General features: G+C 40.3%; 23 protein-coding genes, 1 tRNA gene and 1 pseudogene. 5 read left to right on the plus strand and 20 right to left on the minus strand.

The features are described 5' to 3' along the window. The first annotated feature begins 63 nt into the window (after positions 1 to 63). Positions 64 to 1,473 (plus strand): polysaccharide deacetylase family protein, encoded by a 1,410-nt coding sequence (locus MHH31_RS15900; RefSeq protein ID WP_041091297.1) that lies wholly within the window; start codon positions 64 to 66, stop codon positions 1,471 to 1,473. Between the two features lie 16 nt (positions 1,474 to 1,489). Here the strand turns inward: MHH31_RS15900 and abc-f are convergent, their stop codons facing one another. From abc-f to MHH31_RS15925, 5 genes are all read right to left on the minus strand, one after another. Further along, positions 1,490 to 3,049 (minus strand): ABC-F type ribosomal protection protein, encoded by a 1,560-nt coding sequence (abc-f, locus tag MHH31_RS15905; RefSeq protein WP_342494995.1) that lies wholly within the window; start codon positions 3,047 to 3,049, stop codon positions 1,490 to 1,492. A 396-nt stretch (positions 3,050 to 3,445) separates the two neighbouring features. Continuing rightward, on the minus strand, positions 3,446 to 4,612 hold the full coding sequence (locus MHH31_RS15910; protein WP_342494996.1) for a macrolide family glycosyltransferase: 1,167 nt from the start codon (positions 4,610 to 4,612) through the stop codon (positions 3,446 to 3,448). 167 nt (positions 4,613 to 4,779) lie between these two features. Further along, complete coding sequence (locus MHH31_RS15915) at positions 4,780 to 5,670, minus strand: ABC transporter substrate-binding protein (RefSeq protein ID WP_342495502.1); 891 nt, start codon at positions 5,668 to 5,670, stop codon at positions 4,780 to 4,782. A gap of 250 nt (positions 5,671 to 5,920) precedes the next feature. Next, the gene (locus MHH31_RS15920; protein WP_342494997.1) at positions 5,921 to 6,385 is read right to left on the minus strand and encodes a DinB family protein; all 465 of its coding nucleotides are present in this window, start codon (positions 6,383 to 6,385) and stop codon (positions 5,921 to 5,923) included. Between the two features lie 293 nt (positions 6,386 to 6,678). Then, positions 6,679 to 6,754: transfer RNA gene (locus tag MHH31_RS15925), tRNA-Arg, on the minus strand. 253 nt (positions 6,755 to 7,007) lie between these two features. Here MHH31_RS15925 and clpP point away from each other — a divergent pair. Then, positions 7,008 to 7,604 (plus strand): ATP-dependent Clp endopeptidase proteolytic subunit ClpP, encoded by a 597-nt coding sequence (gene clpP, locus MHH31_RS15930; RefSeq protein ID WP_024719872.1) that lies wholly within the window; start codon positions 7,008 to 7,010, stop codon positions 7,602 to 7,604. 55 nt (positions 7,605 to 7,659) lie between these two features. On the opposite strand, the gene MHH31_RS15935 is transcribed toward clpP, so the two are convergent. Then, on the minus strand, positions 7,660 to 8,238 hold the full coding sequence (locus MHH31_RS15935; protein WP_342494998.1) for a TIGR00730 family Rossman fold protein: 579 nt from the start codon (positions 8,236 to 8,238) through the stop codon (positions 7,660 to 7,662). Between the two features lie 136 nt (positions 8,239 to 8,374). On the opposite strand from MHH31_RS15935, the gene MHH31_RS15940 reads away from it, so the two are divergent. Continuing rightward, entirely contained in the window at positions 8,375 to 8,716 is a 342-nt protein-coding gene (locus MHH31_RS15940) for a MazG-like family protein (protein WP_045034008.1), read from the plus strand. A gap of 29 nt (positions 8,717 to 8,745) precedes the next feature. Here the strand turns inward: MHH31_RS15940 and MHH31_RS15945 are convergent, their stop codons facing one another. Both MHH31_RS15945 and MHH31_RS15950 read right to left on the minus strand, forming a co-directional pair. Further along, positions 8,746 to 10,368, minus strand: a complete 1,623-nt coding sequence (locus MHH31_RS15945; protein WP_342494999.1) for a SulP family inorganic anion transporter — start codon at positions 10,366 to 10,368, stop codon at positions 8,746 to 8,748. Between the two features lie 37 nt (positions 10,369 to 10,405). After that, entirely contained in the window at positions 10,406 to 10,987 is a 582-nt protein-coding gene (locus MHH31_RS15950) for a carbonic anhydrase (protein ID WP_024719876.1), read from the minus strand. Positions 10,988 to 11,540: 553 nt separating this feature from the next. On the opposite strand from MHH31_RS15950, the gene MHH31_RS15955 reads away from it, so the two are divergent. Together MHH31_RS15955 and MHH31_RS15960 are read left to right on the plus strand one after the other, a co-directional pair. After that, positions 11,541 to 12,518 (plus strand): D-glycerate dehydrogenase, encoded by a 978-nt coding sequence (locus MHH31_RS15955; protein ID WP_041508114.1) that lies wholly within the window; start codon positions 11,541 to 11,543, stop codon positions 12,516 to 12,518. Positions 12,519 to 12,860: 342 nt separating this feature from the next. Continuing rightward, positions 12,861 to 13,187, plus strand: a pseudogene (locus tag MHH31_RS15960) (ribonuclease); the annotation flags it as partial. A gap of 166 nt (positions 13,188 to 13,353) precedes the next feature. Here the strand turns inward: MHH31_RS15960 and MHH31_RS15965 are convergent. The 12 genes from MHH31_RS15965 to MHH31_RS16020 all read right to left on the minus strand — a co-directional run bounded on the left by MHH31_RS15965 (position 13,354) and on the right by MHH31_RS16020 (position 26,754). After that, a complete protein-coding gene (locus tag MHH31_RS15965; protein ID WP_100324748.1) occupies positions 13,354 to 14,595 on the minus strand; it encodes a dicarboxylate/amino acid:cation symporter in 1,242 nt (413 codons plus the stop codon). 13 nt (positions 14,596 to 14,608) lie between these two features. Beyond that, a complete protein-coding gene (locus MHH31_RS15970; RefSeq protein ID WP_342495001.1) occupies positions 14,609 to 15,919 on the minus strand; it encodes an aminotransferase class V-fold PLP-dependent enzyme in 1,311 nt (436 codons plus the stop codon). Between the two features lie 577 nt (positions 15,920 to 16,496). Further along, the gene (locus tag MHH31_RS15975) at positions 16,497 to 17,369 is read right to left on the minus strand and encodes a MurR/RpiR family transcriptional regulator (RefSeq protein ID WP_039963728.1); all 873 of its coding nucleotides are present in this window, start codon (positions 17,367 to 17,369) and stop codon (positions 16,497 to 16,499) included. Positions 17,370 to 17,617: 248 nt separating this feature from the next. Continuing rightward, on the minus strand, positions 17,618 to 18,370 hold the full coding sequence (locus tag MHH31_RS15980; RefSeq protein ID WP_342495002.1) for an arylamine N-acetyltransferase: 753 nt from the start codon (positions 18,368 to 18,370) through the stop codon (positions 17,618 to 17,620). Positions 18,371 to 18,409: 39 nt separating this feature from the next. Next, positions 18,410 to 18,667, minus strand: a complete 258-nt coding sequence (locus MHH31_RS15985) for an HPr family phosphocarrier protein (protein WP_008348124.1) — start codon at positions 18,665 to 18,667, stop codon at positions 18,410 to 18,412. Positions 18,668 to 18,693: 26 nt separating this feature from the next. Further along, the gene (whiA, locus tag MHH31_RS15990; RefSeq protein WP_008348125.1) at positions 18,694 to 19,644 is read right to left on the minus strand and encodes a DNA-binding protein WhiA; all 951 of its coding nucleotides are present in this window, start codon (positions 19,642 to 19,644) and stop codon (positions 18,694 to 18,696) included. 17 nt (positions 19,645 to 19,661) lie between these two features. Beyond that, positions 19,662 to 20,621 (minus strand): YvcK family protein, encoded by a 960-nt coding sequence (locus tag MHH31_RS15995; RefSeq protein WP_008348128.1) that lies wholly within the window; start codon positions 20,619 to 20,621, stop codon positions 19,662 to 19,664. Continuing rightward, a complete protein-coding gene (gene rapZ / locus MHH31_RS16000) occupies positions 20,622 to 21,509 on the minus strand; it encodes an RNase adapter RapZ (protein WP_024719879.1) in 888 nt (295 codons plus the stop codon). Between the two features lie 39 nt (positions 21,510 to 21,548). Further along, positions 21,549 to 22,013 carry an 8-oxo-dGTP diphosphatase gene (locus MHH31_RS16005; protein WP_058336954.1) on the minus strand — a complete coding sequence of 155 codons (465 nt, stop codon included), beginning with the start codon at positions 22,011 to 22,013 and terminating at the stop codon, positions 21,549 to 21,551. A 357-nt stretch (positions 22,014 to 22,370) separates the two neighbouring features. Continuing rightward, the gene (gene trxB, locus MHH31_RS16010) at positions 22,371 to 23,321 is read right to left on the minus strand and encodes a thioredoxin-disulfide reductase (RefSeq protein WP_024719880.1); all 951 of its coding nucleotides are present in this window, start codon (positions 23,319 to 23,321) and stop codon (positions 22,371 to 22,373) included. Positions 23,322 to 23,555: 234 nt separating this feature from the next. After that, entirely contained in the window at positions 23,556 to 24,929 is a 1,374-nt protein-coding gene (locus MHH31_RS16015) for an NlpC/P60 family protein (protein WP_041091649.1), read from the minus strand. A 364-nt stretch (positions 24,930 to 25,293) separates the two neighbouring features. After that, the gene (locus tag MHH31_RS16020) at positions 25,294 to 26,754 is read right to left on the minus strand and encodes a tetratricopeptide repeat protein (RefSeq protein WP_024719882.1); all 1,461 of its coding nucleotides are present in this window, start codon (positions 26,752 to 26,754) and stop codon (positions 25,294 to 25,296) included. Between the last annotated feature and the right edge of the window lie 68 nt (positions 26,755 to 26,822).

Consider the following 26,822-nt stretch of genomic DNA (forward strand, 5'->3'; position numbering starts at 1 on the left):
AATATTACAAACAGATGTCAAAGGAATAAAGAATGACCCGTCATGAGAGGAGAATTGAAAGTTGTGTCAGTAAAGGGAAAATGGAGTATCATCCTATTTGCGCTTGCCATCGTCATTGGAGCAGTTGCATTCTTTCAAAATCAGCAAGCAAGCGGTACAGAGAAGAAAAATGTGAAGCAGGATACGAATTATAAAAATGTTGAAATTGTTACTCTTGTAAATGACGGGAAGTTTATGAGATATGCGGTGAACTATCCTCTTTTTCATCAAAAAAAGCTAGATGACAAGATTCAAAGCTATGCGAATTCAGCATTAGAGCATTTCAAAAAGACATTTAGTGAAGCAAAGGACATTGATGAAAACAAACGGTTTGAACTGAATATTGACTATGACATGGTGCACTATGCAAAACAATCTGCTGCCATTTATTTTACGACCTACACATATACAGGTCAGCAAAATGGGACCACTCATCACGTCACAATCAATTTCGATTTTCAGAAAAAAGACTTTCTTGACACAAAAGATTTATTTCAACCAAAAAAGGACTATTTGAAAAAATTATCCTATATTACATACACGGAGCTTAAAAAAGATAAAACCTTGTCTAAGGATCTATCACTCCTTCAAAAAGGAACAGCCCCTACTGATCAAAACTTCAGTCAATTCGCCTTAAAAGAGAAATATATAGAGTTCTATTTCCCAGCTTCTCAAGTAGCCGCAAAGGACTTAGGTCCGCAAACGCTGGCGATCAAAAAGACGCTGCTAAAAGATATCTTGAAGCCGGAATATATGAATAAGACCAAAAATCAGAATGAAATCAAAGAACCGAATCCAAAAAGAAAAGCCGTCAAGCTGCCGCAAAAGCCAAAGCTTGATCCGAATAAAAAAGCCATCGCACTCACATTTGATGATGGTCCAAACCCAGCCACAACTTCAACCATTTTAGCAGCGCTGAAAGAAAATAAAGGACACGCCACCTTTTTCGTATTAGGAAGCAGGGTTCAGTATTATCCTGGAATGCTTGCCGACATTTTAAAGAGCGGAAATGAGATCGGAAACCATTCATATAACCATCCTTTATTAACGAGACTCCCTCTAAAAGAAGCGGTCAAACAAGTAAAAGACACGCAGAAGCTGATTGAAAAGGCCAGCGGTTATACTCCTACGCACTTTAGACCGCCATATGGAGGAACAAATCCCGACATCAATCAAGCGGTGGGCATGAACGTTTCATTGTGGGATGTCGATCCTGAAGACTGGAAAATTCGCAACAGCCAGCAGATCACAAACCATGTTCTCTCACATGCAGCAGATGGCAAAACCGTACTCATGCACGATATTTATGACAGCTCTGCTCGAGCAGCAGTGAAGATCATACATGAACTCACCAAACAAGGCTACCAGCTTGTCACAGTCAGCGAACTTGAACAATTGAAAAAAGAACGAAACGAACAGACCCCTGTGCAGTAAACACAGGGGCTTTTTTTTATGACTCTAACAACTTCTTTCTTTTTAACAATGCTTGAAACGTCTCTTCAAGCTCACGAGAAGGCTCGATGCTTAAACGACTGAGCACTTCAGACAGCTGCATATCAATCAGCAGGAGCTCTTCTTCTTTCTTTGTAGCAGCTGGCTTTTCTTCCTTTTGTTTATATTCTTCATAAGTGCCATCAAAGCGTTCAATGGTACCCTCGTGCACATGAAGAATACGAGTAGCCACCTGCTCAATGAGCCTCCTGTCGTGGGAGACAAACACAACTGTGCCCGGGTAATCTTTTAAAAGTCCTTCAAGCGCTTCTACTGCCGCAAGGTCTAAAAAGTTCGTCGGTTCATCAAGCATCAGAACATTGGCATCACTGACGAGCAACTTTGCAAGCATCGTCTTCACCCGTTCCCCGCCGCTTAATACGTTCGTCAGCTTATACACATCGTCTCCCCGAAACCCAAGTCTCGCTAAAACGGTGCGAACGATCGTCTCATCTTGAATCGCCTGTTCCAGTGCATTTTGTAAGATCGATTCATCTAGATTCAGTCCTGAAAGATCTTGGCTGAAATAACCAATCTTCACGGCTTCTGAACAAAAAATCCCGGGATGTCCGTTTACAAGCATTCGGAGAAATGTCGTTTTACCGCTCCCATTCTTCCCAATGATCGCGACTTTGTCTCCGCCTTTCACTTCAACATTCGCCTTTTTCCAAAGGACTTTATCTCCTGCCATGCCATCTACATGTTCGACACGAAAAATGGAGCGGCTTGCCACTTCCTTCATGGTGTGCTGCGTCATTTGAAGAGGCTGGACTTCCTTTACCTTCTCCACCTTTTCTAATTTCTCCATTCTTGTTTCAATAGATTTGGCTGTTTTTTGAAGCTTTTTTTGCTTGTTTGCATAATAAGGCTTCGCAATTTTAGGCCCCGAGGATTTCAGCTTTGGAGATGGCTTTGTCGCTTTGTCGGCTTTTTTCATTTTCTTTTGCAGTGCATGTTCTAACTGTTTTTTCTTTTGGGTATACACCTCGTACGCCTCCACGTGCTGGCGATGTTCGAGTTCTTTTTGTCGGGCAAAATCGCTGTAGTTGCCTTTGTATGGTTTGAGCTTCCCATCTTTCAATTCCCAAATGTCTGTACATAACGCATCTAAAAAAGCACGGTCATGCGAGACGACAATCAGAGCACCTTGATGATGACGAAGCTTTTCTTCTAGCCACTCAATATGCTCCGTATCTAAATGGGTCGTCGGTTCATCGGCTAATAAAAGGGCAGAAGGCCGGCTTAAAGCTCTTTCAATATAAGCTTGTGTCATCTCTCCACCACTTTGTCTGCCATCTCCTGTCTTTAGTTGAGGAAGCAGCGTACAAGTTGTAGTATGTGCAAATGTGCCGCTGTCTGGTTTTTCCCTCCCCGCTAGTACATGGAGCAATGTCGTTTTCCCACTGCCATTTGTCCCTACAAGGCCGATTCGGTCCCCTTGATGAATGGCAAGCTCCTCTATATCAAATAACAAACGATCCTTTCGAAATACTTTTAATTGGTGGGCTCTCAGTAACATCCAACCCTCTCCTTTCGTATCAGGAGACATGAAAAAGCCTCCCATTCTCAGAATAGGAGGCAAAATGGTGTACAAAAATAAGCGGATCGATACAGAATGACATGCGGTTCAACAAATGAGCACACATATCCCCCGTATCCATCACTTCAATCTTTGATTCCCAAGCTGTACCATCCTATTCCGAAGCTAAAAAATGAAAACGCAGCAAACATAGCAACACATATCGTTTGCTCACTGCCTTCGTTCTTTCATTTTGCTTACAGGTCATAGGATTAGTACTTCATTGCATTGGGTCACCCTTCCGTCGTTTGTTACGTATACGATAAAAGATTGGTTATTTTTTGTCAAGTGGGTTTCCTATTGAGACACGCTGGCCAACTTGGGTAAACACCTTACCTATTGCATCTGTTTCGCTTGAATAAACTGATCAATGACACGTAATGCTTTTTCTGTTCCACCTGCTGTTTGGAAACTTTCTTCAATCTTTTCAATCCCAGCACGGTAGGTGTCACTTCCGAGTACACTCTCTACAGTATCTCTCAACTGTTTTGCTGTCAGCTGGTCTTTATCGAGTGCACGAGCAGCAGAGAGATCCGTCAGTCTTTTTGCCACCATCGGCTGATCTTTGTCAACCGGGATGACAACCATTGGAACATGATAATGAATACCTTCATTGACACTGTTCATCCCGCCGTGGGTCACAAACACATCTGTCAGTTCAAGGACTTCAAGCTGCGGCACATAAGGCTCGATGAGAAAATGAGATGGCGCTTCTTTTAGGAGAGACATGTCGATTTTTTCACCAGTTGCGAGAATCACTTTTCCATCAAAGTCGGCAAAGGCATCAATACACATATTAAAGAATGCTTCAGTATCTCCAAGAACCGTTCCCATTGAAATAAAGACAACCTTCTCCCGCTCAAGCGCTTCTAATGGGAAATCGTGCTGGTCAGCACGTTTTAGAAAACTCGGTCCAATGAAAACAAACGAATCATCCAATGCATCAACAGACGGCTGAAAATATTCACTTGTATACACCATATTCAGTTCGCCGCGGTTTTTCATGAATTGCATCAAATGCTTTGGCTGAACGCCAAAACGTTCATGTATTTCTTCTAACAGATGAGCCGCCTTCTCATCTTTTCTGTATAGCGGTGTATCAAAATGCGCCTCCTGCAGCACAAAAGAAGGATTCGAACCGATGCCTGGAATCTGTAAGTAATCCCGCACAAGCTCACCTGCTCCAAACATATCAAAATAGACCAAATCAAATGAATGCTGTTGAGAAAGAGTTTCCACCACTTCTAAAATGTCTAATGACGTTTGTAGCATGGCATGAAAAAATGGCTGCATGGACTCCAAATCGTCTTCCTCCACACTTAATGTCCGAATATAATCTGGATGTATATGTATGTGAGCGCCTAAGCGTTTGATCCGTTTTTGATAATGTTCAGTTGTGACCACATGCACTTCATCACCTCGATCAACAAATGCTCTAATCATCCCTAACATTGGGTTCACATGTCCTTCAGCTGGGAACGTAATCATTAAAACCTTCGCCACAAGAATCCTCTCCTTATTGTCAATTCCCTTCCATGTTAATCTTATACAGTGATCAGGCTCAACAAATACGCCTGAAAAGGGCAGAAATGAGTCTTATGGCTAGTATTTTAAGAGGATAGCAGAAAAAAAGACAAAGCCTCCTTTTTAAGTACTTTGTCTTTTTTCTATTAATTTTTGAGCAGCATTTGTTTAAACGCAGCAGACTGTTTTTCAATTGAGATTGGATCAGCATAGATAAATTCTTTGATTGAATAGGATAAAACATGTCCTTGTTTCACTGCTTTATTCTTCTTCCATACCCCGCTGCCTGTGATATCTAGATTAGGTGCTTTTCCATCCTTTGTTGGTACAAGTAAATAGTCACCTGTATACTCATTCATCTCTTCTAATGAAATACCGAGATATCCTTCTTTTGGTAGAGCTTTCTCTGCTTTTTCAGGCAAACTGAATCCATACCCTTGATAGATAACCTCTCCTCCACGACCAAAGTCTGTACCAAATAAGTACACCTGCTTAGGCTGCACATCCATAATGGAGAACGTCTTGTCTTCACCAATTTTTGCTTTGACCTCTTTGCCGTCTTTTTTCAGCTGCTCGTCCATTTCTTGTATTTGTTTTTTGGCTAACGATTCTTTTCCAAGAATCTTTCCGATTTCAATATGCATCTCTTTAAAGCTATGTTCACTTGTTGTGAAAGTAATTGTTTTTGCGATCTTTTTATATTTTTCAACTTGATCATTTTGTGAATACGCAATAATGAGATCAGGTTTCAGTTTGGCGATTTCCTCCACATTTTCTATCGGCACCCTCTTCACACCTGTTTCATCTAAAAAGGATGATTTAGGATAAACATCTGTCATGCCAACAGGTGTCACACCTAACTTTTTAAAATTTCCAAGCTGTGCTGTTAACACAACAATTCGTTTCGGTTTGTCTGGAATGGTGATCTTTTCACCCGTTTCAGTTGTATATGTACGAGTATTTGATTCTTGTTCTTTATTGTCTTTCTGCCCGCAAGCCACCAACAATACTGCCAGCAGACTCATAAGCCAAATCATTTTTTTCACTTACGAAACCACCTTTAATTGAGAATGATTATTAATTATAACATAAGCAGTGTGGTTTAGATGTAAAGTTTTAGCAGTGAACGCCACATACAAAAAACCCTCTTCTGATGGAGAGGGTTCGAGAAACCTTTTTCAATTGTGAACTAGGTTGAATGCACACGCTGAGAATCTATAAAACCCCGACACGATAGATGTTATTACAGGATATTATGAAAGCAAAACACCCTTTAGTCGAAAAACATCATTCAAACATTAAAATTTTGGGGTCTTGATTGTAACAGTGAACAAGCATAGCATGTAATTGTCCTCTATGATGATAAACATGTGCTAATATCTCTAACAACCATTCATACCTTGTATATGTCACACCCCAATAAGAAGTGGTACGAGACAGTAGTTCTGTGTCCGATAATTTCATATAATTATTTTTTAATGAATGGAAATTAGTCATTAAACCATTTTCTATCGATTTTATAGTTTTATATGATACATTAGCATAAAATGTTTCCATCTCTTCTTGGGTCGCCTCATTTGCAATACGCCAGTCAGCTTCACAAATGATCGCAATGTGTTCCAGCAACTCTCCGATAGACTGCTTATGAGGTGTTGGTCTTTTTTGTAAATCAGCTTCTTCTAATTGACTTACTATTTTTATCAATGTTTTAACAGCTACTTCAATTTGATGTAAAACAATTTCACAATTCATTAGTGCCTCCTTATGAATGAATTTTGCCCTTTTCGTTGAACAAGCTTTGAGAATATTGATGAACTGACTTTATACTCCAATAATAGATTAAGTTTACTTGATTACCTATCATCAAGAAAATTTGTCTTTTTAACAATATTAATCTGTGTTTTTCGATACAAAATGAACTCTCTAATAAATAGTGAAATTCCTCTCAATTCATTCACACAATACCACTCATAAAAAAACAAAAAAACCCTTTATTTCAAAGGGTTTTCAAGTTCTTTCATAAATGATCCATCGGATACTCAAGACGCGCTCGGAGGGATTCGAACCCCCGGCAGACGTGGTACCGGAAACCACCGCTCTATCCAACTGAGCTACGAGCGCACGATATGTTTTTTGAACGTCAGCATATCAAATTATAAGGGAAATGCTGCAAGAAAGCAATGATTAATCGCTATCCCTTTCGATGCATTTTCTTCATTTCCATACATATACTCATATGATGGTTTGAAGTGGAAGAGTTTTGGGGAAAATGGATAGGGGTATTTGATTTTAGGTCAGCATTTTGTTTGACCTTTATTGACCAAAAATGTATCATTGAATTACATACTTACCTAAAAGGTGAAGGAGGAACATTATGAATTTAATACCTACAGTCATTGAGCAAACAAATCGTGGGGAAAGAGCTTACGACATTTATTCTCGTCTTTTAAAAGACCGTATTATCATGCTTGGTTCTGCGATCGATGACAATGTTGCCAACTCCATCGTATCACAGCTTCTCTTCTTAGAAGCCGAGGATCCAGAAAAAGATATCTCTATCTACATTAACAGCCCTGGCGGTTCGATCACAGCTGGTATGGCCATTTACGATACGATGCAATTTATTAAACCAAAGGTATCAACTATTTGTATTGGTATGGCTGCATCTATGGGTGCGTTCCTGCTTGCTGCTGGTGAAAAAGGTAAGCGTTATGCCCTTCCAAATAGTGAAGTGATGATTCACCAACCACTAGGTGGTGCGCAAGGTCAAGCAACAGAAATTGAAATTGCGGCAAAACGAATCCTTTCTTTACGCGATAAACTGAACCAAGTACTTGCTGAACGTACTGGTCAGCCAATTGAAGTCATTGAGCGCGATACAGATCGTGACAACTTCAAAACAGCGGAAGAAGCACTTCAATACGGACTCATTGACAAAGTCTTGACCCGTAATTCAGAAGAACAAAAATAATCACAAAACAAACCGTCTGCTCTTTGAACAGGCGGTTTTTTGTTATGCATTTGTTTTAAGATAGCTCCGTCCATTTCTGCTGTAGAGACGGTGTTTGATAGGAAGCCATCTGAGAAATCAATTCTTCTGGTTCTCCAGAGGCATGCAGCAACTGAAGATGTGATTCATTCGAAAAACCTTCCTGTACACTGAACGTCACCATGTCGAGGAGCGGTTTGAAATACTGATTCACTTGATACAATCCGATTGGCTTTTGATGGATGCCAATTTGCGCCCAGCATAGCACCTCAAATAATTCTTCATATGTACCAAAACCACCTGGCATGGCAATAAATCCATCGGCCAGCTCGCTCATTTTAGCTTTTCGTTCATGCATTCCTTTGACTTCAATGAGTTCAGTGAGCTCTTGATGCACAACCTCTCCTCTAAAAAGCCCTTTTGGCATGACTCCGATCACTTGCCCGCCGTTTTTTAACACCTCATCCGCTATAGCTCCCATTAAGCCAATTCGTGAGCCGCCGTATACAAGACGGATTCCTTGCTCTGCCATATAAGCTCCTAGCTCGACAGCTTTTTGTTTGTAGATTTCATTCACACCTGGATTCGAACCAGCAAACACACAAATCGTTTTCATCAAAACAGCTCCATCTCTCTCTATGATTTCTTCACCCACTCATTCTACTATAATTCATTGTAAAGAAACAGCCGCTCCATCTATATATAGTGTAAAATCAGAAGGTGAACACCATATAAGGAGCTGTATAAAGAGAATGCAAACAACTGAAATGGAAAAATGGATCAAAGATTTCTACAAAATGAGAAATTGGACAGAATACGGGCCGTTTATCAGGTTAGGTTTCCTGATGGAAGAAACAGGAGAACTCGCTCGTGCAGTCAGGGCGGTCGAAATTGGACGCGATCGACCTGATGAGAAAACACAGGAGAACGCCGCGTTAAGAAAGGACCTTATTGAAGAAATGGGAGATGTCTTAGGAAATCTACTAGTTCTAGCTGATCTCTATGATGTAACAGTAGAAGAGGTCTTCTCTTCCCATCAACAGAAACTCACACAACGGTTTTCTAGTGAAAAAGAGCAGGTAAAAAGCACGTGACCGACATGTCACGTGCTTTTTTTAGCCTTTTATAGCTGCTGTGGTGAAATATCATCCGTTCGTTCAAAGAAATGCTGCTTTCCAATGTGATGGAAAAGACCGGTACGATGCAAAAGCTCTTTTGGCTGTGATTGAAGCCCTACAATCATCAATTTTCCATTGTGATGCTTTAAACGATTAGAAATGTTCATCAGAACCGCTTCTGCTGAGGTGTCCATATAATTCACTTTGTTCATAAGCAAAATGAGTGTTTTCGGCTTTGTCTGAACATGATCCAAAATCGAATTTTCCAATGAATCGGTTGTACCGAAAAAAAGTGGCCCTTCAATCGAATACATACTAATTCCTTTCTGATCGGTCTCCCTTTCTAAGGCAGCCGCCGTTTCGATTTGAGGAACAGCGACATTTGTGTGGATATTTGTTGTCTGGCTCATTTTTTTGATAAAGGCGATAAACGCTAAAATGAGACCTGCAGTCACCCCAATAATCAAATCACCGATGACCGTCAGCAGGAAGGTCACGACAAGCACAAGGGAATCCGCATTTTTGACTTTGACAATATTGATAAACTCTTTTTTCTCACTCATATTCCACGCTACAAACATCAAAATCGGTGCCATGGCAGCAAGCGGAATCATCGATGCATATGGTGCAAATAACATTAAGATGAGCAAGACGACGACACCATGCACGACTCCTGAAATGGGGCTCGCTCCACCATTTTTAATGTTTGTTGCCGTACGAGCAATCGCTCCAGTCGCTGGGATTCCTCCAAAAAGCGGTGCCGCCATATTGGCAATTCCTTGCCCGACAAGCTCCTTGTTGCTGTCATGCTTTGAGCCTTTCATATTATCAGCAACCATAGCTGACAAGATGGACTCCACGCCTCCTAAAAGGGCAATGACAATAGCCGGCGGCAGCAGATACATCATTTTTTCAATCGTCAATTCAGGAAAAGCGAAAGTTGGCAGCTGACGAGGGATTTCGCCATATGCAGAGCCGATGGTTTCAACTTGTCCTTGAAAAAAGAGAACAGCTATAAATGTTGAAACGAGTAGACCTAATAGAGCACCAGGTATTTTGGGAATGTATTTTTGTGCCGCCAAAATCACGATGAGCCCAACAATCGCTGTGAGAATGGCGAGACTGTTTGCGGTATCAAGATGGACCACGATCTCTCTCATATTGAGGAAAAAGCTTTCATGCTTTTCAACACCCTTTAATCCGAGGAAGTTGGCAATCTGTCCTGAAAAAATAATGACAGCAATGCCAGCAGTAAAGCCGATGATAACCGGACGAGGAATAAATTTCATGAGCTTTCCTAGTTTGAATATTCCGAATAATACAAGCATGCAGCCTGCCATAAAACCAGCAATGAGTAAGTTTTCGATACCGTACTGGCTGACGATTCCGAATAAAATTGGAACAAATGCCCCGGTCGGTCCGCCGATCTGATACTTTGAACCACCAAACAATGAAATCAAAATGCCGGCAACGATGACTGTGTATAAACCGTATTCTGGTCCGACACCAGATGCAATGGCAAAAGCCATGCCTAAAGGAATTGCCACAACGCCCACGACAAGCCCAGCGATTAAATCGCGTCTAAACTTTGATGAATCATAACCTTCAAATCTTCCATAAAAACGCATGGTATGTGTTGGCCTCCTTCAAGTATGTGTAGATGATTTAGGTATATTGCGGGTCGATCTGTTTATCTTTTATAACGACATCCAGCTTTCCTGTTGCCGGATGAATCACTAGTCCATGAACAGCTACATCACTTGGCATGAGCGGGTGCTCTTTGACTAATTTCACACTTTGGGATACGCTCTCTTCCACTGAATCAAAGCCTGTCAGCCAGCCCTTTAAATCGACACCTGCGCTTTTCACAATGCTCAAACACTTTTCCTCAATTCCCCTTGCTTTTGCCTTTTCAAGTAAAGGGTCTGCCGCAAGGCCTGCCATTCCGCATTCATGATGTCCGACAATGCATACTTCCTCTGCTTTCAGCTCATAAATGGCTAGTAAAATACTCCGCATGACACTGCCAAATGGATGTGTGACGATGGCTCCTGCATTTTTAATGATCTTCGCATCACCGTTACGAAGCCCCATGGATTGGGGTAATAATTCCAACAGGCGTGTGTCCATACAAGTTAATATAACCAATTTCTTCTCAGGAAATTTTCCCGCCTTGAAAGGCTCATACTGTCTCTCTTTCACAAAATCTGCATTGTGCTGAAGAATCTGTTCTAATGTTGAATCCATCCTGTCATCTCCTATCTTTTTTAAGTGATTGTAACGCCTTACCTGGCCTCCTTTTCCCTTGTGTGTTCTCAAGCATAGAGAAGAAAAATGATAGAAAAAAAAGAAAAAAATGAGAAAACGATGAGAGAATATGTAATCATTTTCTCTATTTTGCTCTTTGTTCCGCTTCAGCACAGGGCAGAGGCGGCTTTTGCTTACAAACGATGGCTTTCATTTCACCAAAAGACGATGAAATGGTTTAGTAGAAAATGACCATCCCGTTTAATACACTGCAAATATAATAAATTTTCTATCAAAAAGTCTCTATCTATTTTCCAGTTTGTCAGATTATCTCTCGAAACATCTAACATTTTTCTATGACTCATCTACTAATCACTCGTTTTTCTACATCATAAAAAGACATCAGCATTTACTCTTTCACTATAAAAATCTCTCCTTTTCCGTTATTTCAGTATATTAAATATTGAGCAGCTCATATTCAAACGTGTACTGCCAAAATGGTTGCTTTATAATAAAAAGAGAAAGATGACCATGTGAAAGGAGCGAGTTGATGATGAAACCACATATTTTTGTCGCCAAACCCTTACCTGCCGCTTTTGAAGACATGTTAAAAGAACATTGTACATATGAGGTATGGCAGTCAAAGGATCCGATCCCAAGAGATCTATTATTTGAGAAGCTGCAGAAGGCTGATGGCCTTTTAACATCTGGTACGAAAATTGATCAAGATTTATTAGATCACGCACCCCAACTCAAGGTGGTGAGCAATAATTCAGTCGGCTATGACAATTTTGATCTAGAAGCCATGAGACAAAGAGGCGTGATTGGTACGCACACGCCTTATACACTCGATCATACCGTTGCTGATCTTGCCTTTTCGCTCATTCTCTCTTCTGCAAGGAGAATTGCCGAGCTTGATCGTTTTATCCGCGAGGGAAAATGGACAAAATTTGTTCAAGAGGAAGATATATTCGGCATTGATGTCCATCATCAAACGCTTGGGATCATTGGGATGGGACGAATCGGTGAGCAAGTAGCCAAACGAGCCGCTCATGGTTTTGATATGAACGTCCTCTATCACAACCGGAGTCGGAACGAGAAAGCCGAATCGGCATATGGCGCTGTATATTGTGCACTGGATGACTTGCTGAAGCAAGCTGATATCATTGTGTTAATCACACCACTGACGGATGAGACGTACCATATGATAGGAGAGCGGGAATTGAAATTAATGAAGCCGACAGCTTTATTCGTGAACATCTCCCGAGGAAAAACCGTCGATGAGAAAAGCCTCATTCAAGCACTGCAGGAAGGGTGGATTAAAGGAGCTGGTCTGGATGTGTATGAGCAAGAACCGCTTCAGGAAGATCATCCTTTCAAAGAGATGGACAATGTCACGCTTGCCCCGCATATCGGTTCCGCTACTGAAACGACAAGAGATCTTATGCTGAAACGAGCCATTCATAATGTGCTTCATGGAATTGACGGCAAAGCCCCTGTTGATATTGTGAAGGAGCTTGCCTCATCTTAATTGAAAAAAGGCGCAGGGAACTGCGTCTTTTTGTTTACGTCATCTAGAGACAGTAGGTCAAAAAGCCTCATTTTTTCCAATCTCCTGATTCTTTACATTCTCTTCATATGCCGGTGCTATAATATGAGGTAGACAAGCATCAAGAGGACGGCATCCCATTTCCTTTTGAGGAGGATCAAGATGAAAAAAATAAGTTCGATTTTTACTCTGTTCGCTCTGATTGCTGCCATTCTATTTTCTGGATTTATCCCGCAGCAAGTCCATGCAGAAACACCACTTACACCCACAGCCACAAATGAGACTGCTTCCGTACAGCTTGCACCAGACCTTCGTACCCTTGCCGTCATTAATACCTTTGATGGTGTAGCAGATTACTTAATCCGCTATAAACGACTACCTGATAATTACATCACCAAATCACAAGCGAGCGCCCTCGGATGGGTGGCATCAAAAGGAAATTTAGCTGAAGTCGCGCCGGGCAAAAGCATCGGTGGAGACGTATTCTCTAATCGGGAGGGACGCCTTCCATCAGCTAGCGGCCGTACATGGCGTGAAGCCGACATCAACTACGTCTCTGGTTTCCGTAATGCTGACCGCCTTGTGTATTCAAGTGACTGGCTCATTTATAAAACGACCGATCACTATGCGACATTTACGCGGATTCGTTAATCAATGAAAAAGACAGCCCTTTGATGAGCTGTCTTTTTTATGATGTTTGCTTGCGGTCTGGATAATTTTTCTCAATTAATATTACGCAATGAGATTTATCACTAGGCAATCATGTTATTTTCAATAGACAGAATATTAAGTTAATTATACCTTTACATCAACTCGTTTAATATTTTATATCGTTTATTTTATTCACATTTAGTTGTTCATCTTCAATCATATTTTCACTACGCGCAATACACAGTGTACTGACTACGTCACCTGTCACGTTAAGTGAGGTGTGTCCCATATCGATGATTCTATAGATCCCAGCAATCATTCCAACTATCTCCATAGGGAGTCCTAATGTAGTTAACAGCATAATGGTCATAACGATACCACCTCCAGGAATCCCGGGCGATCCAACTGATATTAAAGTTGTCATTAATATGACTAGTAGTTGCTGGCTAATTGGCATGTCAATCCCATATATTTGGGATACAAATATGATGGCAGCAGAGTAATACACAACGGCACCATTCATGTTCATCGTTGCTCCAATAGGAAGGGTAAATTGCGCTAGTTCCTCTTTCACCTTAAAATCTTCTTTCGTCACAGAAATAGTAACAGGTAATGTTCCAGAACTGCTTGTCGTACTCGCAGTCACTACCCAAATTTTACCGATTGACTTAAAGAACTTGGATAAAGGAATTTTCGCTATGAATTTTAACATAAACAAGTACATCAAAATGATGACAGAAATCAAACCGATATAATCAACCAAAATAAATTTGCCCAAAGGCCCAAATATTTTCAAACCGTATTCCCCAATCGTACAAGCCATTAAAGCAGCCACACCTATAGGTGAAAATGCCATAATGATTCCTGTCATTTTATACATTACCTGTGTACCTTCTTCAAAAAAATGTCTAAGGGTGACTGATTTATTTCCTACGAAAACGATGGATATCCCCAAGAAAATAGAAAAGATGATAATTTGCATGAGATTTCCTTCTGCTAGAGCCTGAACAGGATTTGATGGAAATAGACCTAATATCGTCTCTCCAAAAGTAGGAATATTGGCAGCTTTATATTCAGACGATGTCTTGATACTATCAATATCGATTCCATTCCCCGGTTTAAATATATGCGCAACCAAAAGACCGATTCCACCTGCTATTAAAGTCGTTCCAATATAATAAATCAGCGTCTTTGTTCCGATTTTCTTTAATTTTTGAACATCACCAATACTAAAGATTCCAGAAGTGATGGAGAAAAAAATGAGCGGAACCACGATCATTTTAATGAGTGTTAAGAATATATCCCCAATAGGTTTAATGATTAATATTTTTTCTTTAAAGATTAAACCTAGCAATATACCGATGACAAACCCAATAAATACTTTTGTACCGAGACCTAATTTCTTCATTAGTAGTTCCCCCCTAGTTGATGAGTTTGCTCATTCTCTTCATTTCAGATAACTCTTTGGTTACACATAAAAATTGATCGATGTCCTCTTCTGTATGACAATGGAACGGTGAAACCCTTATCGCACCAGTTAATCCAATGGCTTCGAGTATACGTTTTGAGTAGACACTAGTATTCACTCGTTCATAAACGGTAATGCCTCGATCTTGATAATCCTTTCTTAGTTGTTCATCATCTATCCCTTGAATTCCCATCGCAACGATGAGATCTCTTTTCGTTAAATCAGGGGCATCCGCAAAAACTTTTACGTTCTTCATATATCTCAATCCCTCGATCTGATCACTGCCTTCAAGAAGTCTATGGAGTAGTGCTCTTTCGTGAAGAACTATTTTTTTCATACCCTTTAGATACTTCTCTCTTCTAGACATTTCTCCAATACTGTCGTACGAACCCAGCCAACATACATAGTCGATAACAGCTGACATAGATGCAAATAGCGAAGGTGTTGGTGAACCAAGTTCCCATTCACGATCATCCTTTGCTAGTAATTTTTGATGTGGAAGTTTCGATAATCTGTCTGAAACATAAGCGAACCCAATACCTCTTGACGCCATAAACTTATATGGTGCAAAGTTTGCTCCGTCTATACCAAGCTTTTCTACATGAAGAGTCCCATGCGGCATATGCTGAACTGCATCAACAATAATATATAAATCTGGTTTTTTCTTTCTAGCAGCTTTTATCATTCCTTCAAGATCCATGATATTTCCTGAAATATTACTGGAAGCAATGACGCTTAACAAAATCGTATTCTCGTCAATTTTATCAGCGATCGCTTCGGGATCAACAAAGCCTGTATTCACATTTGCTTTAGCAACTCTAAATTCTTTATTGTTCTTTTGACAGTAAAATTCTAATGAGTCATACGCAGAAGGATGTTCAATATTAGTCGTGACGGCATTCGTTCCCTCAACATTTTCAATAATAGTTGAGACCATTTTAAACATGGCTTGAGAAGCTGTTAAATCTGTTATTAAAGAACCTGACTCAGCTCCGAACATGACACTCAATACATCATTCTTACATTTGTCCATCATATCATTCAGATCTGTTGCTCTTTGATGGTACCTTTCTGGACAATCCGGTAATAAATCAATCTTTTCTTTCACCTTGATGGCTTCCTTTAACCTTAAAGAGCCTCCTGAATTATCAAAAAAAAGTCTTTCCCCATAGTCTGGGTCAAAGGATAGAAACGAAAATTTTTCACGTAATTCCTTTAATAGCTTCTGATCAATTAATTTCCCTACTTTATAATCATTCAACATACTTCCTCCTCTACAACACAGAAAATGTTTTTTGAAATTCTTCAAAATAATATAAATGAATAATTTTCTTCATCATTATGATGATATAAGCTTCTTTTTCTGTCAGTTATCTTGTTAAAAAACATGACGGGGGTTTTTCATACTAAATATTTCTTCCAAATCACTTGAATTAATACACTTTATAGAAATCAGCATGAAGAACCAGTCACACAAGCAAGCGTTTTCATTTATTCTTTTTTTAAAAAATATGAAGAATTTATTTCATTTTGATTTTATCATAACCATTTTGTTAATAACAATATTTTTTTGAAATTTTCAAAAAATATAAGTTTATCATTTCCTAGTCCTGTTCCATTTTTTATCTTCTCAACACATGCAAAGTTTCTCAGAATTTCTCCATTAGTCATTTAAAGTAAACAAACAATAACCCACCAATTAGAAAAACTGGTGGGTCGTTTTTTGCGAATTTACTTTATTGGAGTCATACATGATTGTAGTCATACAAGCTTGACCTCCCTTAAAGAATTCAAATACACCTGCAAAGGTCAGATCATATTTATATCAACTATACTTTTTATTAATACATACCAAACTGGCTAATATGTTTATTAATTCTTTCTAATTTTTCCTCACTATGAGCGACTGTCGCTCGACTGACATGTGTACATATTAACTCAGCTAAAAATAATACAGGTGTGTAAGAATTGAAGAATGCATTACTATCCACTGAAACTAAAAGTAGGACATCAGCAAAATGTGCTATAGGTGCTGTGGCTTTATCAGTAATGATGACAACTTTCGCATTGATTTCTTTTGCCATTTTGGCTGCTGCAAAGTCTACTTCAGAGTATCTTGGGAATGAAAAAATAAGGACACAATCATCCTGACTACATGAAGCTAAGGAATCAAACGGAGTAAACGATTGTTGACTATTAATCACTACATGATCAATGATCTGATTTAGGAAAACTCCCATTATTTCGGTTAACCCAGTTCTAGCTCTACTACCTAAAATATAAACTCTTCTAGCGTCAATGATATAATTGATTGCCTTGTTAAACTCTTCAGATGAATTTTTCTCTGAAATAGAATATATATTTTTTTCAAGAATTTTTAAATTGTCATTCAGTAAATCTGACTGTATCACTTTATCATAACTTAATTTTAATCTTTCAGAGGGAATGGTCACATCATCAGAAATGGCTAAGCTTTTGTCATAGTACTGTTCTCTAAGATATTTTTGAAAGTCACTATATCCAGAAAAGCCTAACTTTTTCGGGAATCGAACAACTGTAGCATTACTCACTTTTAATCTATGAGCTAGTTCTATTGAAGTAACAAGACATGCTTCTCTTACATTATTTAAAATGTATTCCGCTATTTCTTCTTCCTTTTTTGTTAGTTTAGTGTTGCTTATCATTGTTTTCAACGATTTTTGCGATACATCCATTTGGCATCCCTCCATGTTCACTTATATTGATTCATTATATTAGGGGAATAGAATGATGAAAAGCACTTGATAAAGTACGATACTAACCCCGGCTTTTTTGACAGCAATTATGAGCGGTGAGTCATACGCCTAAAGGGGGATGAGCGATTCAGCTAGGCAAGCCGGGGTGCACATTTAACAATCGTGAGTGCGACAGTAGGTACAAGAGTTTGTCTATCCGCAAAGACAGCCATTCAAGCAAACTGTCTCTATGGTTTAGGTGCAAGATGTGTTTGTACATATACTTCAAAAGGTTGAGGAAGCAAGTTTTTCGATACTTCTTCCTGTTCATGTATCGTGACATGATCCTCTGTCACGATCACACGACCTGTTGGTGTCAGTTTGGATGCAAGCAGCCTTTTGTTAAAAGGAGAGGCTTCATTTTCATAAATCTCATGCCGCAATTGCACAAGTGTATCTTCACCGACTTCTTTTAATGTGAAAGCATAACCTGTTTCAGCACCTGCTCCCCTATCCAATTGGAGTAGATGGGTTCCTTTTTCTGTTTCCTCTGCGTTCACGCGAAAACGAAGGGACGGTGCTTCCACCCATTCACCTGTAAAAGGGACGGGCTGAAGGGGTAAATTCACACCAAATCCTGCATCAATGAGGTAGCGCTCATGGTGATGTTGAAGGACGATGGCTACATGCGTCCCATCCAGTGCCCACTTCTCTGCTTCTTTGTTATATACGGTCCCTTGAACGAGCTTTACGGCGAGACCTGCCTCTTTTAAGACATAATATAAGAGCGGATTGAGGTCATAGCAAAGCCCACCTCTGCTGCCTTCCAGAAGATGATGCTTCAAACCTTCTTGATCCAAAGCATAGGCGTGTTTACCCACCACAGATCTATTTTCAAAAGGAAAGGTATAAGCCATCTTCCTTAGTAAATCCGGTAATTGATCAAACGTAATGGACGCGGCTTCATATCCAATTTTCTGTAAAAAGGCTGATTGAATCACAACTTTCCCTCCTAAAAAAACTGAGCCCTTGAAAGAGACTCAGTTTTCTTGATTGATAAAATCCGTTAACGCATCGATGGCTTCTTGTTCATCTGCTCCATCAGCTATTAGTTTGACGGTGACCCCAGAGCTGATCGCAAGACTCATCAGTCCCATAATACTCTTCGCATTGACCTTTTTCCCATCTTTCTCTAGAAAAATATCAGCACCAAAACGATTGGCTTCTTGAACGAACAAAGCAGCCGGACGTGCCTGCAAACCCGTTTTCAGCTGAATTGTGACCGTTTTTTCCACCATATGATCTGCCTCCCTTTTTTATTTCCCTATTTGAGTGTAACAGCTTGTCCGTTTCTTAGTTGTTCTGCAATTTGATCTAGCTTTCTTAAACGGTGATTAATGCCTGATTTGCTGATCTTGCCGCTTTCCACCATTTCGCCAAGTTCCTTTAATGTGACTTCTTGGTAGTCAATACGCAGTTGCGCAATTTCACGCAGCTTATCTGGCAGGGCGTCTAGTCCAATCTTTTCGTCAATGAATTGAATATTTTCAACCTGGCGCAGTGAGGCACCGATCGTTTTATTCAAGTTTGCTGTTTCACAATTGACGAGCCGGTTCACTGAATTCCTCATATCTCGGACGATACGCACGTCTTCAAAACGAAGCAATGAGTTATGAGCACCCACAACACTTAAGAATTCCGTAATTTTCTCCGCTTCCTTCATGTATGTGATAAAGCCTTTTTTGCGTTCAAGTGTTTTACTGTTAAGATGGAATTGATTCATGAGCTCACAAAGGGCATCATTATGTTCTTTGTATAGTGAAAAAATCTCAAGGTGATACGAAGAGGTTTCTGGATTATTCACAGAACCTCCTGCTAAAAAAGCACCTCTCATATAGGAACGCTTGCAGCATCTTTTCTTCACAAGTTCTTCTGAAATGTTGCGTTCAAATACAAATTGTTCACCTAATATCTTTAGGTCCTCTAAAATGGTTTTCGCTCGTTCTACCAGTCTGACAATATACACATTATTCTTTTTTAATCTCATTTTTTTACGAACGAGCAGCTCGACAGTCACATCGTATTTCTTTTTCAAAAGGGTATAAATACGTCTTGCAATGGCTGCGTTCTCTGTCTGTATATCTAAAATCAATTTTCGATTAGAAAAAGATAATGAACCGTTCATACGGATGAGGGCAGAAAGCTCTGCTTTTGTGCAGCAGTCCTTCACTTCCAGATTAGTCAGCTCTTTTTTTGTTTCGGATGCAAATGACATCCTTGCCACCCCCATTCCTATTTTTTCTGATGCAGCAGATCGACGAGCAGCGCGGCTACTTTCAGCGTATCATGACGAATCACATGCTGGTCATATGTAATAATTTCTCCAGGGATGACTTCTAGTCCCATGGCTTTGAGTACATCTGTGTCGAATTGTACAGGCTGCGCCTGTTCTTCTGCATATTTTGCTTTGATTTCTTCTGGAATTTCTTTATTGTTCACAAATATCGTATCGATAAATGGTCGGTCCATATGATCGTTTAGTGCCTGCACATGATCAGCTGCACTGTAGGAAAGCGTTTCCCCCGGCTGTGTCATGACATTGCAAATATACACTTTTTTCGCCTTAGAACGAATCACTTCTTCGCCAATATGCGGTACAAGCAAGTTTGGCAAGATACTTGTATACAAGCTGCCAGGTCCAAGGACGATCAAGTCGGCTTCACGAATGACTTGAATCGATTCTGGGAGCGGCTCAATCGTATCGGGTGTGAGAAACACTCGTTTAATTCGCTCACCATAGGTTGGGATTTTTGATTCTCCCGTTACCACTTGCCCGTTTTCTAATTCCGCATGAAGAACAACACTTGAATTCGCTGCTGGCAATACTTTTCCTCTCACATTTAAGACCTTGCTCATTTCTGTGACGGCATGAAAAAAATCACCGGTTATATTCGTCATAGCCGCAAGAATGAGATTGCCGAGAGAGTGGCCTGTTAAGTCATTCCCTTTATTAAAACGGTGCTGAAATAAGTCTTCTACAAGCGGTTCAACATCAGAGAGAGCTGCAAGGACATTCCGAATATCGCCTGGAGGCGGAATATTCAAATCATGCCGCAGTCTGCCTGAGCTGCCTCCATCATCAGCTACCGTCACAATGGCGGTAATGTCCACTGGCTTTGTCTTTAATCCTCTAAGTAAAACAGATAAGCCAGTGCCTCCGCCAAGAATGACAACCTTTGGTAGTGTCGTCATCTATTTTCTGCTTCTCTTTTCAATGTCCCGGTGAGTGACATGAGTATAGTAGTCATTTTTAAAATACTCCGATAAGTAGTTCGCTAGCGTCACTGATCGGTGCTGTCCGCCTGTACAGCCAATAGCGATCACCAGCTGACTTTTCCCTTCTCGTTTATAGGACGGAAGCATAAAGCTGAGAAGGTCGATTAATTTCTCTGTGAACTTTTGCGTTTCACTCCACTTCATGACATAGGAGCGTACTTCTTCATCGTTTCCAGTCTGTGGACGCATGCTCTCAATATAGTAAGGATTCGGCAGAAATCTCACATCAAATACAAGATCAGCATCAATCGGCAGACCGTATTTAAAACCGAAGGACATCACATTCACTGTAAACACCTGCCCTTGGCTCGTGGCAAAGTGTGCGACAATTTTTTCTCGAAGCTGTTTGGGTTTTAAATCCGATGTATCAAAAATCATTTGAGCCCGGCCTTTTAACTCTTCTAACAGATCGCGTTCCATCTCAATTCCTTCGAGCGGCAAACCTGTTGTCGCAAGGGGATGAGAACGTCTTGTTTCTTTATATCTTGAGACAAGCACCTTATCGTTTGCATCTAAAAATAGAATCCTTGGTGTGATCCAGCCGATATCACTCATCTCATCTAAGGCAGCAATTAAGCTATCAAAGAATTCGCGTCCGCGCAAATCCATCACAAGGGCCACCTTGCTCATCTTTGAATTGGATTCCTTCATGAGCTCTAGAAACTTCGGTAAAAGTGATGGCGGTAAGTTATCCACACAAAAGTAACCTAAGTCTTCAAAGCTTTGGATGGCAACGGTTTTCCCCGCACCTGACATTCCTGTAATAATCACAAGCTGAATATCATCTTGTTTGTGCGTATTCATGCCTGCTCCCTCTCCTTCTTTATGAAAACGGTTCATTTATTAGTCTCCTTGAGGATCTAATCGATAAGCAATCAGCTCAAAATCTGGTGTATACGTAAAAGTGCCGTGGAGAAGTCCTTTCCCTTTCAACATGAAGTCAAGAATATGGGAATCTCCTGGAGCCATCGGCAAGCTAGGCACATCTTTTACATCATGCCATTTTAAAATGCCTTCCTCCGACTCTGATACGTTTTTTCCTGTAAAGGAATCTGCCATAAAGGTGAACATCATCCACTCTTGAACGATTTGATCGCCTTCTTTTATGATAAAGGTAAACACGCCTTTTAGCTGCGGATTTAAAATATAAATGCCTGTTTCTTCTCTAAATTCTCGAACGACTGAATCCTTGACCGATTCTCCGCTCTCCATTTTGCCGCCAGGTGCTACCCACCAGCCTCGTCTTGGCTTTTGCAGCAAGAGAACTTGATCATCGTGATGCAGCACACAATTGGTTACTCGTTGCATCAGCTGTCACCTACTCTTTTATGTCTTTTTCTTATTATACAGGTTCATCATGGCTCCCACAATGAACATGCCCGTTCTTCACTGAAAACAGACAGGTTTTCGTATGAATATGGTGACGGGCACTTTCTCTATTCTTTATTTTACAACATCTAACGGTTCTCCATGCGTCATTTGTGAACATCTCGTGAATTTCTGATTTTAAGCAAAAAAAAGGACACGGATTCACATCCGTGCCAAACATGTATTCCTTATAAAAGGGGGTCAATTACTAGTTTCATCATAACGGATAATTGTTTCACCCGTGTTACATTCCAGTTAAAAGCCCGTGACGCAATATTAAGGATTTACGACAGCTGTTTATTTCATTGCTTTTAGCTTTTCAGCAAGCTCTTCTACATAATGCTGTGCACTCTGTGCTGCAATACTTCCATCACCTGTTGCTGTGACGATTTGACGAAGTGTTTTCTCACGAATGTCTCCAGCTGCGAAGATTCCTTCAACTTTTGTTTCCATTCTTTCGTTCGTCTCAATGTAACCCTCTGCATTTGTAATCCCTAGATTTTCAAATGGTTTAGACAGCGGCAGCATACCAATGTAGATAAAGACGCCATCTGTTTTGAAGTCTTCTTCCTCACCTGTCACGGTATCAATTAATGTCACACTGCCGACTTTCCCGTTCTCTTCATTGATTTCTTTGACGGTTTTGTTCCACATAAAGTCGATTTTTTCATTATCAAATGCACGTGCTTGTAAGATGCTTTGGGCACGAAGTTTGTCGCGTCTATGGACAATAGTGACTTTAGACGCAAAGCGAGTGAGGTAAACACCCTCTTCTACTGCTGAGTCTCCTCCGCCAATCACCACAAGCTCTTTGTTTTTAAAGAAGGCACCGTCACATACAGCGCAGTATGATACGCCGCGGCCGCCAAGTTCTTTTTCGCCTGGTGCACCGATTTTTTTGTATTCAGCACCTGCCGCAATAATGACAGAGCGTCCTTTGTATTCTTTGGAACCAGCTTTGACGATTTTGTACTCTTCACCATCTACAATTTCTTTAATATCGCCATACGCATACTCGGCACCGAATTTCTTTGCATGCTCAAACATTTTATTTGAAAGTTCCGGCCCTAAGATGCTTTCAAAGCCCGGATAGTTCTCAACATCTTCCGTATTCGCCATTTGGCCGCCTGGAATTCCTCTTTCAATCATCAGTGTTGAAAGATTTCCCCGTGATGTATAAACAGCGGCTGTCATTCCGGCAGGACCCGCTCCAATGATGATCGTATCGTAGATTTTTTCTTCTGACACAACTGTCACTCCCTCTTCAATTGCTGCTAGCATTTCTTATTAGAATGCCCTTGGGTGATGCTTCCATTCATGACAGAGAGCATCATTTCCACTCTTAGCTTTTATTCCTTACCCATATCCTATTAAATCTGCGGGTAATAAGCGAATCATTTGCTCATATCTTCAAAAAAAGAAAAAGCTTCCTTAAACTGCTGTTTAAGGAAGCCTGTTTACGGTTATATAGTAAGTAATGATTTATTCAACGACTCTTCTTACAACGCCATTGAATGCTTTTTTCCAGTAAACGTTGCTCATAGAGTCAACTGAAACACCGCGAGAGCTATTATCGTTCAAGAATGTACCGTTTCCTAAGTAAATACCAACGTGTCCATTTACTTTATACGTATCAAAGAACACAAGGTCTCCGCGTTTCATGTCAGATGCACTTACAGCTCTTCCTTTACCTACAAGCGTATCTGTTGTTGTACCGCCAACTGGTCCAAGGTTGATGCCTGCTGATGCAAATGCCCAGCGAACGAATGAAGAACAGTCAAAACGACGTGCGTCAATATCGGCTTGTGATCTGCCGCCGCCCCATTTATATGGAGATTGTCCTACAATCGTAGAACCTGTGCTGATTGCACCTTCGATTCCGCCTACGTTATTGCTGACAGGTGATCCACCGCCAGAAGATGGCTTTTTGCTTGGTGAACTGCTGCTATTGTTATTTGAAGATCCACTGTTATTTGAAGAAGAACCGCTGTCGTTATTAGAGCTGTTGTCTTCTGCTTGAACACTAGCTTGACGCTGCTGTTGTTTTTGTGCTTTTTCTTCTTTTGCTTTTTGAGCAGCTTCTCTTGCTTCTTTTTCAGCTTGTTTTTGAGCAGCGATTGTTGCGTCTTTTTCAGATGCAATGCTGTTTGCCTCAGTGTTTAACTCGCTGATTTGAGAAGAGGCACTTCCTTTTTGCTTTTTCACTTGCTTGAATAGCTTGTCTTTCTCATCAAGCTGTTTATTTAAGTCTGTTTGAAGTGTTTCAAGCTTTGCAAGCGTCTTTTGAACATCTTCAAGCTTTGTGTTTAATTCGTTTTCAGACTTTTGTAATTCCGCTTTGTCTCTTTCTTGTTCTTTAATGATTTCGCTGTCTGCGTTGATTAATGTAGATACAGCACCTGCACGGCTGATAAAATCGCTAAAGCTTTTTGCTCCTAGTAATACATCTATGTATTTCGTAGAACCACCGCTTTCTTGAAGCGCACGTACACGCTTTTTCAAGAATTCGTTTCTTTCTTCGATACGTTTTTCTGTATCAGCAATTTCTTTTTTCAGTGCTTTGATTTCTTTTTTTGTTTTTTCGTTTTCTTTTTGTTTTTCTTCGATTTGATCACTTGTTTTTAAAGCTTTTTCGTCAATTTCTTTTAGCTTTAGCGCAAGTGCCTCTTGTTTTGCCTCAAGCTTTGAAAGCTCTTCTTTTTTCTTTTGAAGATTCTTGTTTACCTCTGACTGCTTGCTGTCTAGTTCTTGTTTCTTTTGTTCAAAGTTCTGTGCATTTGCTTCATGGGTAAATGGAATAAATAAACCGCTCGCTCCAATCACCGAAGCTAAACCGAAAGTAATAAACTTTTTCACGTATAGTTCCTCCTTTGACAATTTCCCAAGCGACATGAGAAAGCAGCAAATTCTCTGCGACCAATCTGTGCTTCCTGTGTCTTTCTTCCTGATGATTCAGTCAGATGTTGACCAGATTGTTTCTATCACTAGGTGTTGCATTATGTATAGTAAAATATTTAAATATATGTCTTTGTTTTAATCCACGAGTTTCATTATACATGACACATCGACAAAATGAGCTAATATTTTTATTACATTTATGTTTCAAATAGATGTCGAGATTGTCATACTTCGCCAAATCCTAGCAAATCCCACCTTTTTATCCAAGAAAAAAGCATGACCTTTTCGGCCATGCTGCTGTTATCTGAATCTATTTACCTATTCAAACCATGAACGCACAAATAATATTCTCATATTTTGACAGCGTTTGAACGCTGATCTGAAAAGAAGCTGCGATCTCTTTTTTGCTGACAGCTGATTCTTCTTGTTCATTCATCCATAGATAATAAGAAGCTGCTGCCCATGCAATGGCATTTTTCTTCTCTACGCCTGAAGCGCGTGCTTGCTGAATAATATGGAATAACCAAAAATATGGCATGTGGCTATCAGGCTGCACCGCTTCTTCCAAAGCAGATGCCGCCTGTTTTGCGAAGACCGCATCTTCTGAAAACGATCGTTCTTCCATTTGATCTTCAAATAAAAGTAACTCAATAAACTGCTGTTCAAAGGCCGTTTTCGCAGCGCGGGAATCAAGAACAGATTGCAAGACGTCACGTTCACCTTTTTGTTTGCTAACATAGTAGGCAGTGAGTCGTTCCTCAATTGAAACCATTGGCTCAGACTCCTCTGGTTTATCTTGCCACGGCTTGATTTCATCTGCATCAATATCTTCTTCCACCATCTTATCCCAGACGGTTTGCGCCAGCGTTTTGTGGCCCGTATAATAGGCTGCACTTGCCAGCCAGTATAAAAACGTACTATCACCTTGGAAACCTGTTTTATACAAAGAATAAAGCCATTTAAATGCCCATTCAAATTCTCCAACAAGGGCAAATGTCGCGCCAAGCTTATAACGCTGTTCACTTAATATTGGATACACGTGCGTTAATTGCTTCGCTAACAAATTGACCTTTTCTTCTTCTTTTTCATAATGATAGAAAACAAGCTGATTACAAAGGGCATGCAGATTACCGGGATTTTCATGAAGGACCCGGTTCAACATTTCTTTTGCCTGATCGATTTGGCCAGAATAAAAATAGGCCAAAGCGAGATTATTATACGCTGACCAAAACTCTGGATACTCAACAATCATCTGTTCCAGCATCTCGATTGCTTCATCCAGCCTGCCGCTTTCTAGCAAATGGTTGGCTTGATCCTGCTTTACAATCAGATCATCCTGATCATAAGGAAAATCTTCATCAACATCGTCACTCATATCAAGCAGATCGAGGAGATCGTCATTTTCATCTGCAAATTCCCCGTCTTCTTCCAGCGCAGCATAAGCAGTGGCGCATCTATATGCCTCTTGAAACAAACCGAGATTCGCATAATTATTGGCTTTAAAGTAGTGACACTCTGACATATTCTCATCCAAGTGTTCAAGGATAAAATCAAGCAGTTCATTAGATTGTTGGTAATGACCCATTTCAGTATAAATAATGGCAAGCTGCGACAGCATTTCTACATTTTCAGGCTCAAGTACGATGGCCCGCTGTATCAGCTTACTTGCCCTAGACAGATTTCTTTCTCTATATGCTTTTAGACCTTTATGAAAAAAGTAATGCCCATCTTGGAATAGCTGGACGACTTGTGTGTGATTATTTTGAGAAGTGTATTTACTCACCGATACCCTCCATTTCGAACAGTGTACCGTGTGTAGTATAACATACTTCATGAGTCGTCACATAGAAC

Source organism: Bacillus sp. FSL K6-1033, assembly GCF_038630765.1.
In the GTDB taxonomy this organism is placed as follows: domain Bacteria; phylum Bacillota; class Bacilli; order Bacillales; family Bacillaceae; genus Bacillus; species Bacillus altitudinis.

Bases quoted from the DNA above. Each gene is read 5' to 3' on its own strand.
- abc-f (WP_342494995.1), bottom strand. From the start codon at position 3,049: ATGTTACTGAGAGCCCACCAATTAAAAGTATTTCGAAAGGATCGTTTG.
- MHH31_RS15915 (WP_342495502.1), bottom strand. From the start codon at position 5,670: ATGATTTGGCTTATGAGTCTGCTGGCAGTATTGTTGGTGGCTTGCGGG.
- MHH31_RS15920 (WP_342494997.1), bottom strand. From the start codon at position 6,385: ATGAATTGTGAAATTGTTTTACATCAAATTGAAGTAGCTGTTAAAACA.
- clpP (WP_024719872.1), top strand. From the start codon at position 7,008: ATGAATTTAATACCTACAGTCATTGAGCAAACAAATCGTGGGGAAAGA.
- MHH31_RS15935 (WP_342494998.1), bottom strand. From the start codon at position 8,238: ATGAAAACGATTTGTGTGTTTGCTGGTTCGAATCCAGGTGTGAATGAA.
- MHH31_RS15940 (WP_045034008.1), top strand. From the start codon at position 8,375: ATGCAAACAACTGAAATGGAAAAATGGATCAAAGATTTCTACAAAATG.
- MHH31_RS15945 (WP_342494999.1), bottom strand. From the start codon at position 10,368: ATGCGTTTTTATGGAAGATTTGAAGGTTATGATTCATCAAAGTTTAGA.
- MHH31_RS15950 (WP_024719876.1), bottom strand. From the start codon at position 10,987: ATGGATTCAACATTAGAACAGATTCTTCAGCACAATGCAGATTTTGTG.
- MHH31_RS15955 (WP_041508114.1), top strand. From the start codon at position 11,541: ATGAAACCACATATTTTTGTCGCCAAACCCTTACCTGCCGCTTTTGAA.
- MHH31_RS15965 (WP_100324748.1), bottom strand. From the start codon at position 14,595: ATGAAGAAATTAGGTCTCGGTACAAAAGTATTTATTGGGTTTGTCATC.
- MHH31_RS15970 (WP_342495001.1), bottom strand. From the start codon at position 15,919: ATGTTGAATGATTATAAAGTAGGGAAATTAATTGATCAGAAGCTATTA.
- MHH31_RS15975 (WP_039963728.1), bottom strand. From the start codon at position 17,369: ATGGATGTATCGCAAAAATCGTTGAAAACAATGATAAGCAACACTAAA.
- MHH31_RS15985 (WP_008348124.1), bottom strand. From the start codon at position 18,667: ATGGTGGAAAAAACGGTCACAATTCAGCTGAAAACGGGTTTGCAGGCA.
- whiA (WP_008348125.1), bottom strand. From the start codon at position 19,644: ATGTCATTTGCATCCGAAACAAAAAAAGAGCTGACTAATCTGGAAGTG.
- MHH31_RS15995 (WP_008348128.1), bottom strand. From the start codon at position 20,621: ATGACGACACTACCAAAGGTTGTCATTCTTGGCGGAGGCACTGGCTTA.
- rapZ (WP_024719879.1), bottom strand. From the start codon at position 21,509: ATGAATACGCACAAACAAGATGATATTCAGCTTGTGATTATTACAGGA.
- MHH31_RS16005 (WP_058336954.1), bottom strand. From the start codon at position 22,013: ATGCAACGAGTAACCAATTGTGTGCTGCATCACGATGATCAAGTTCTC.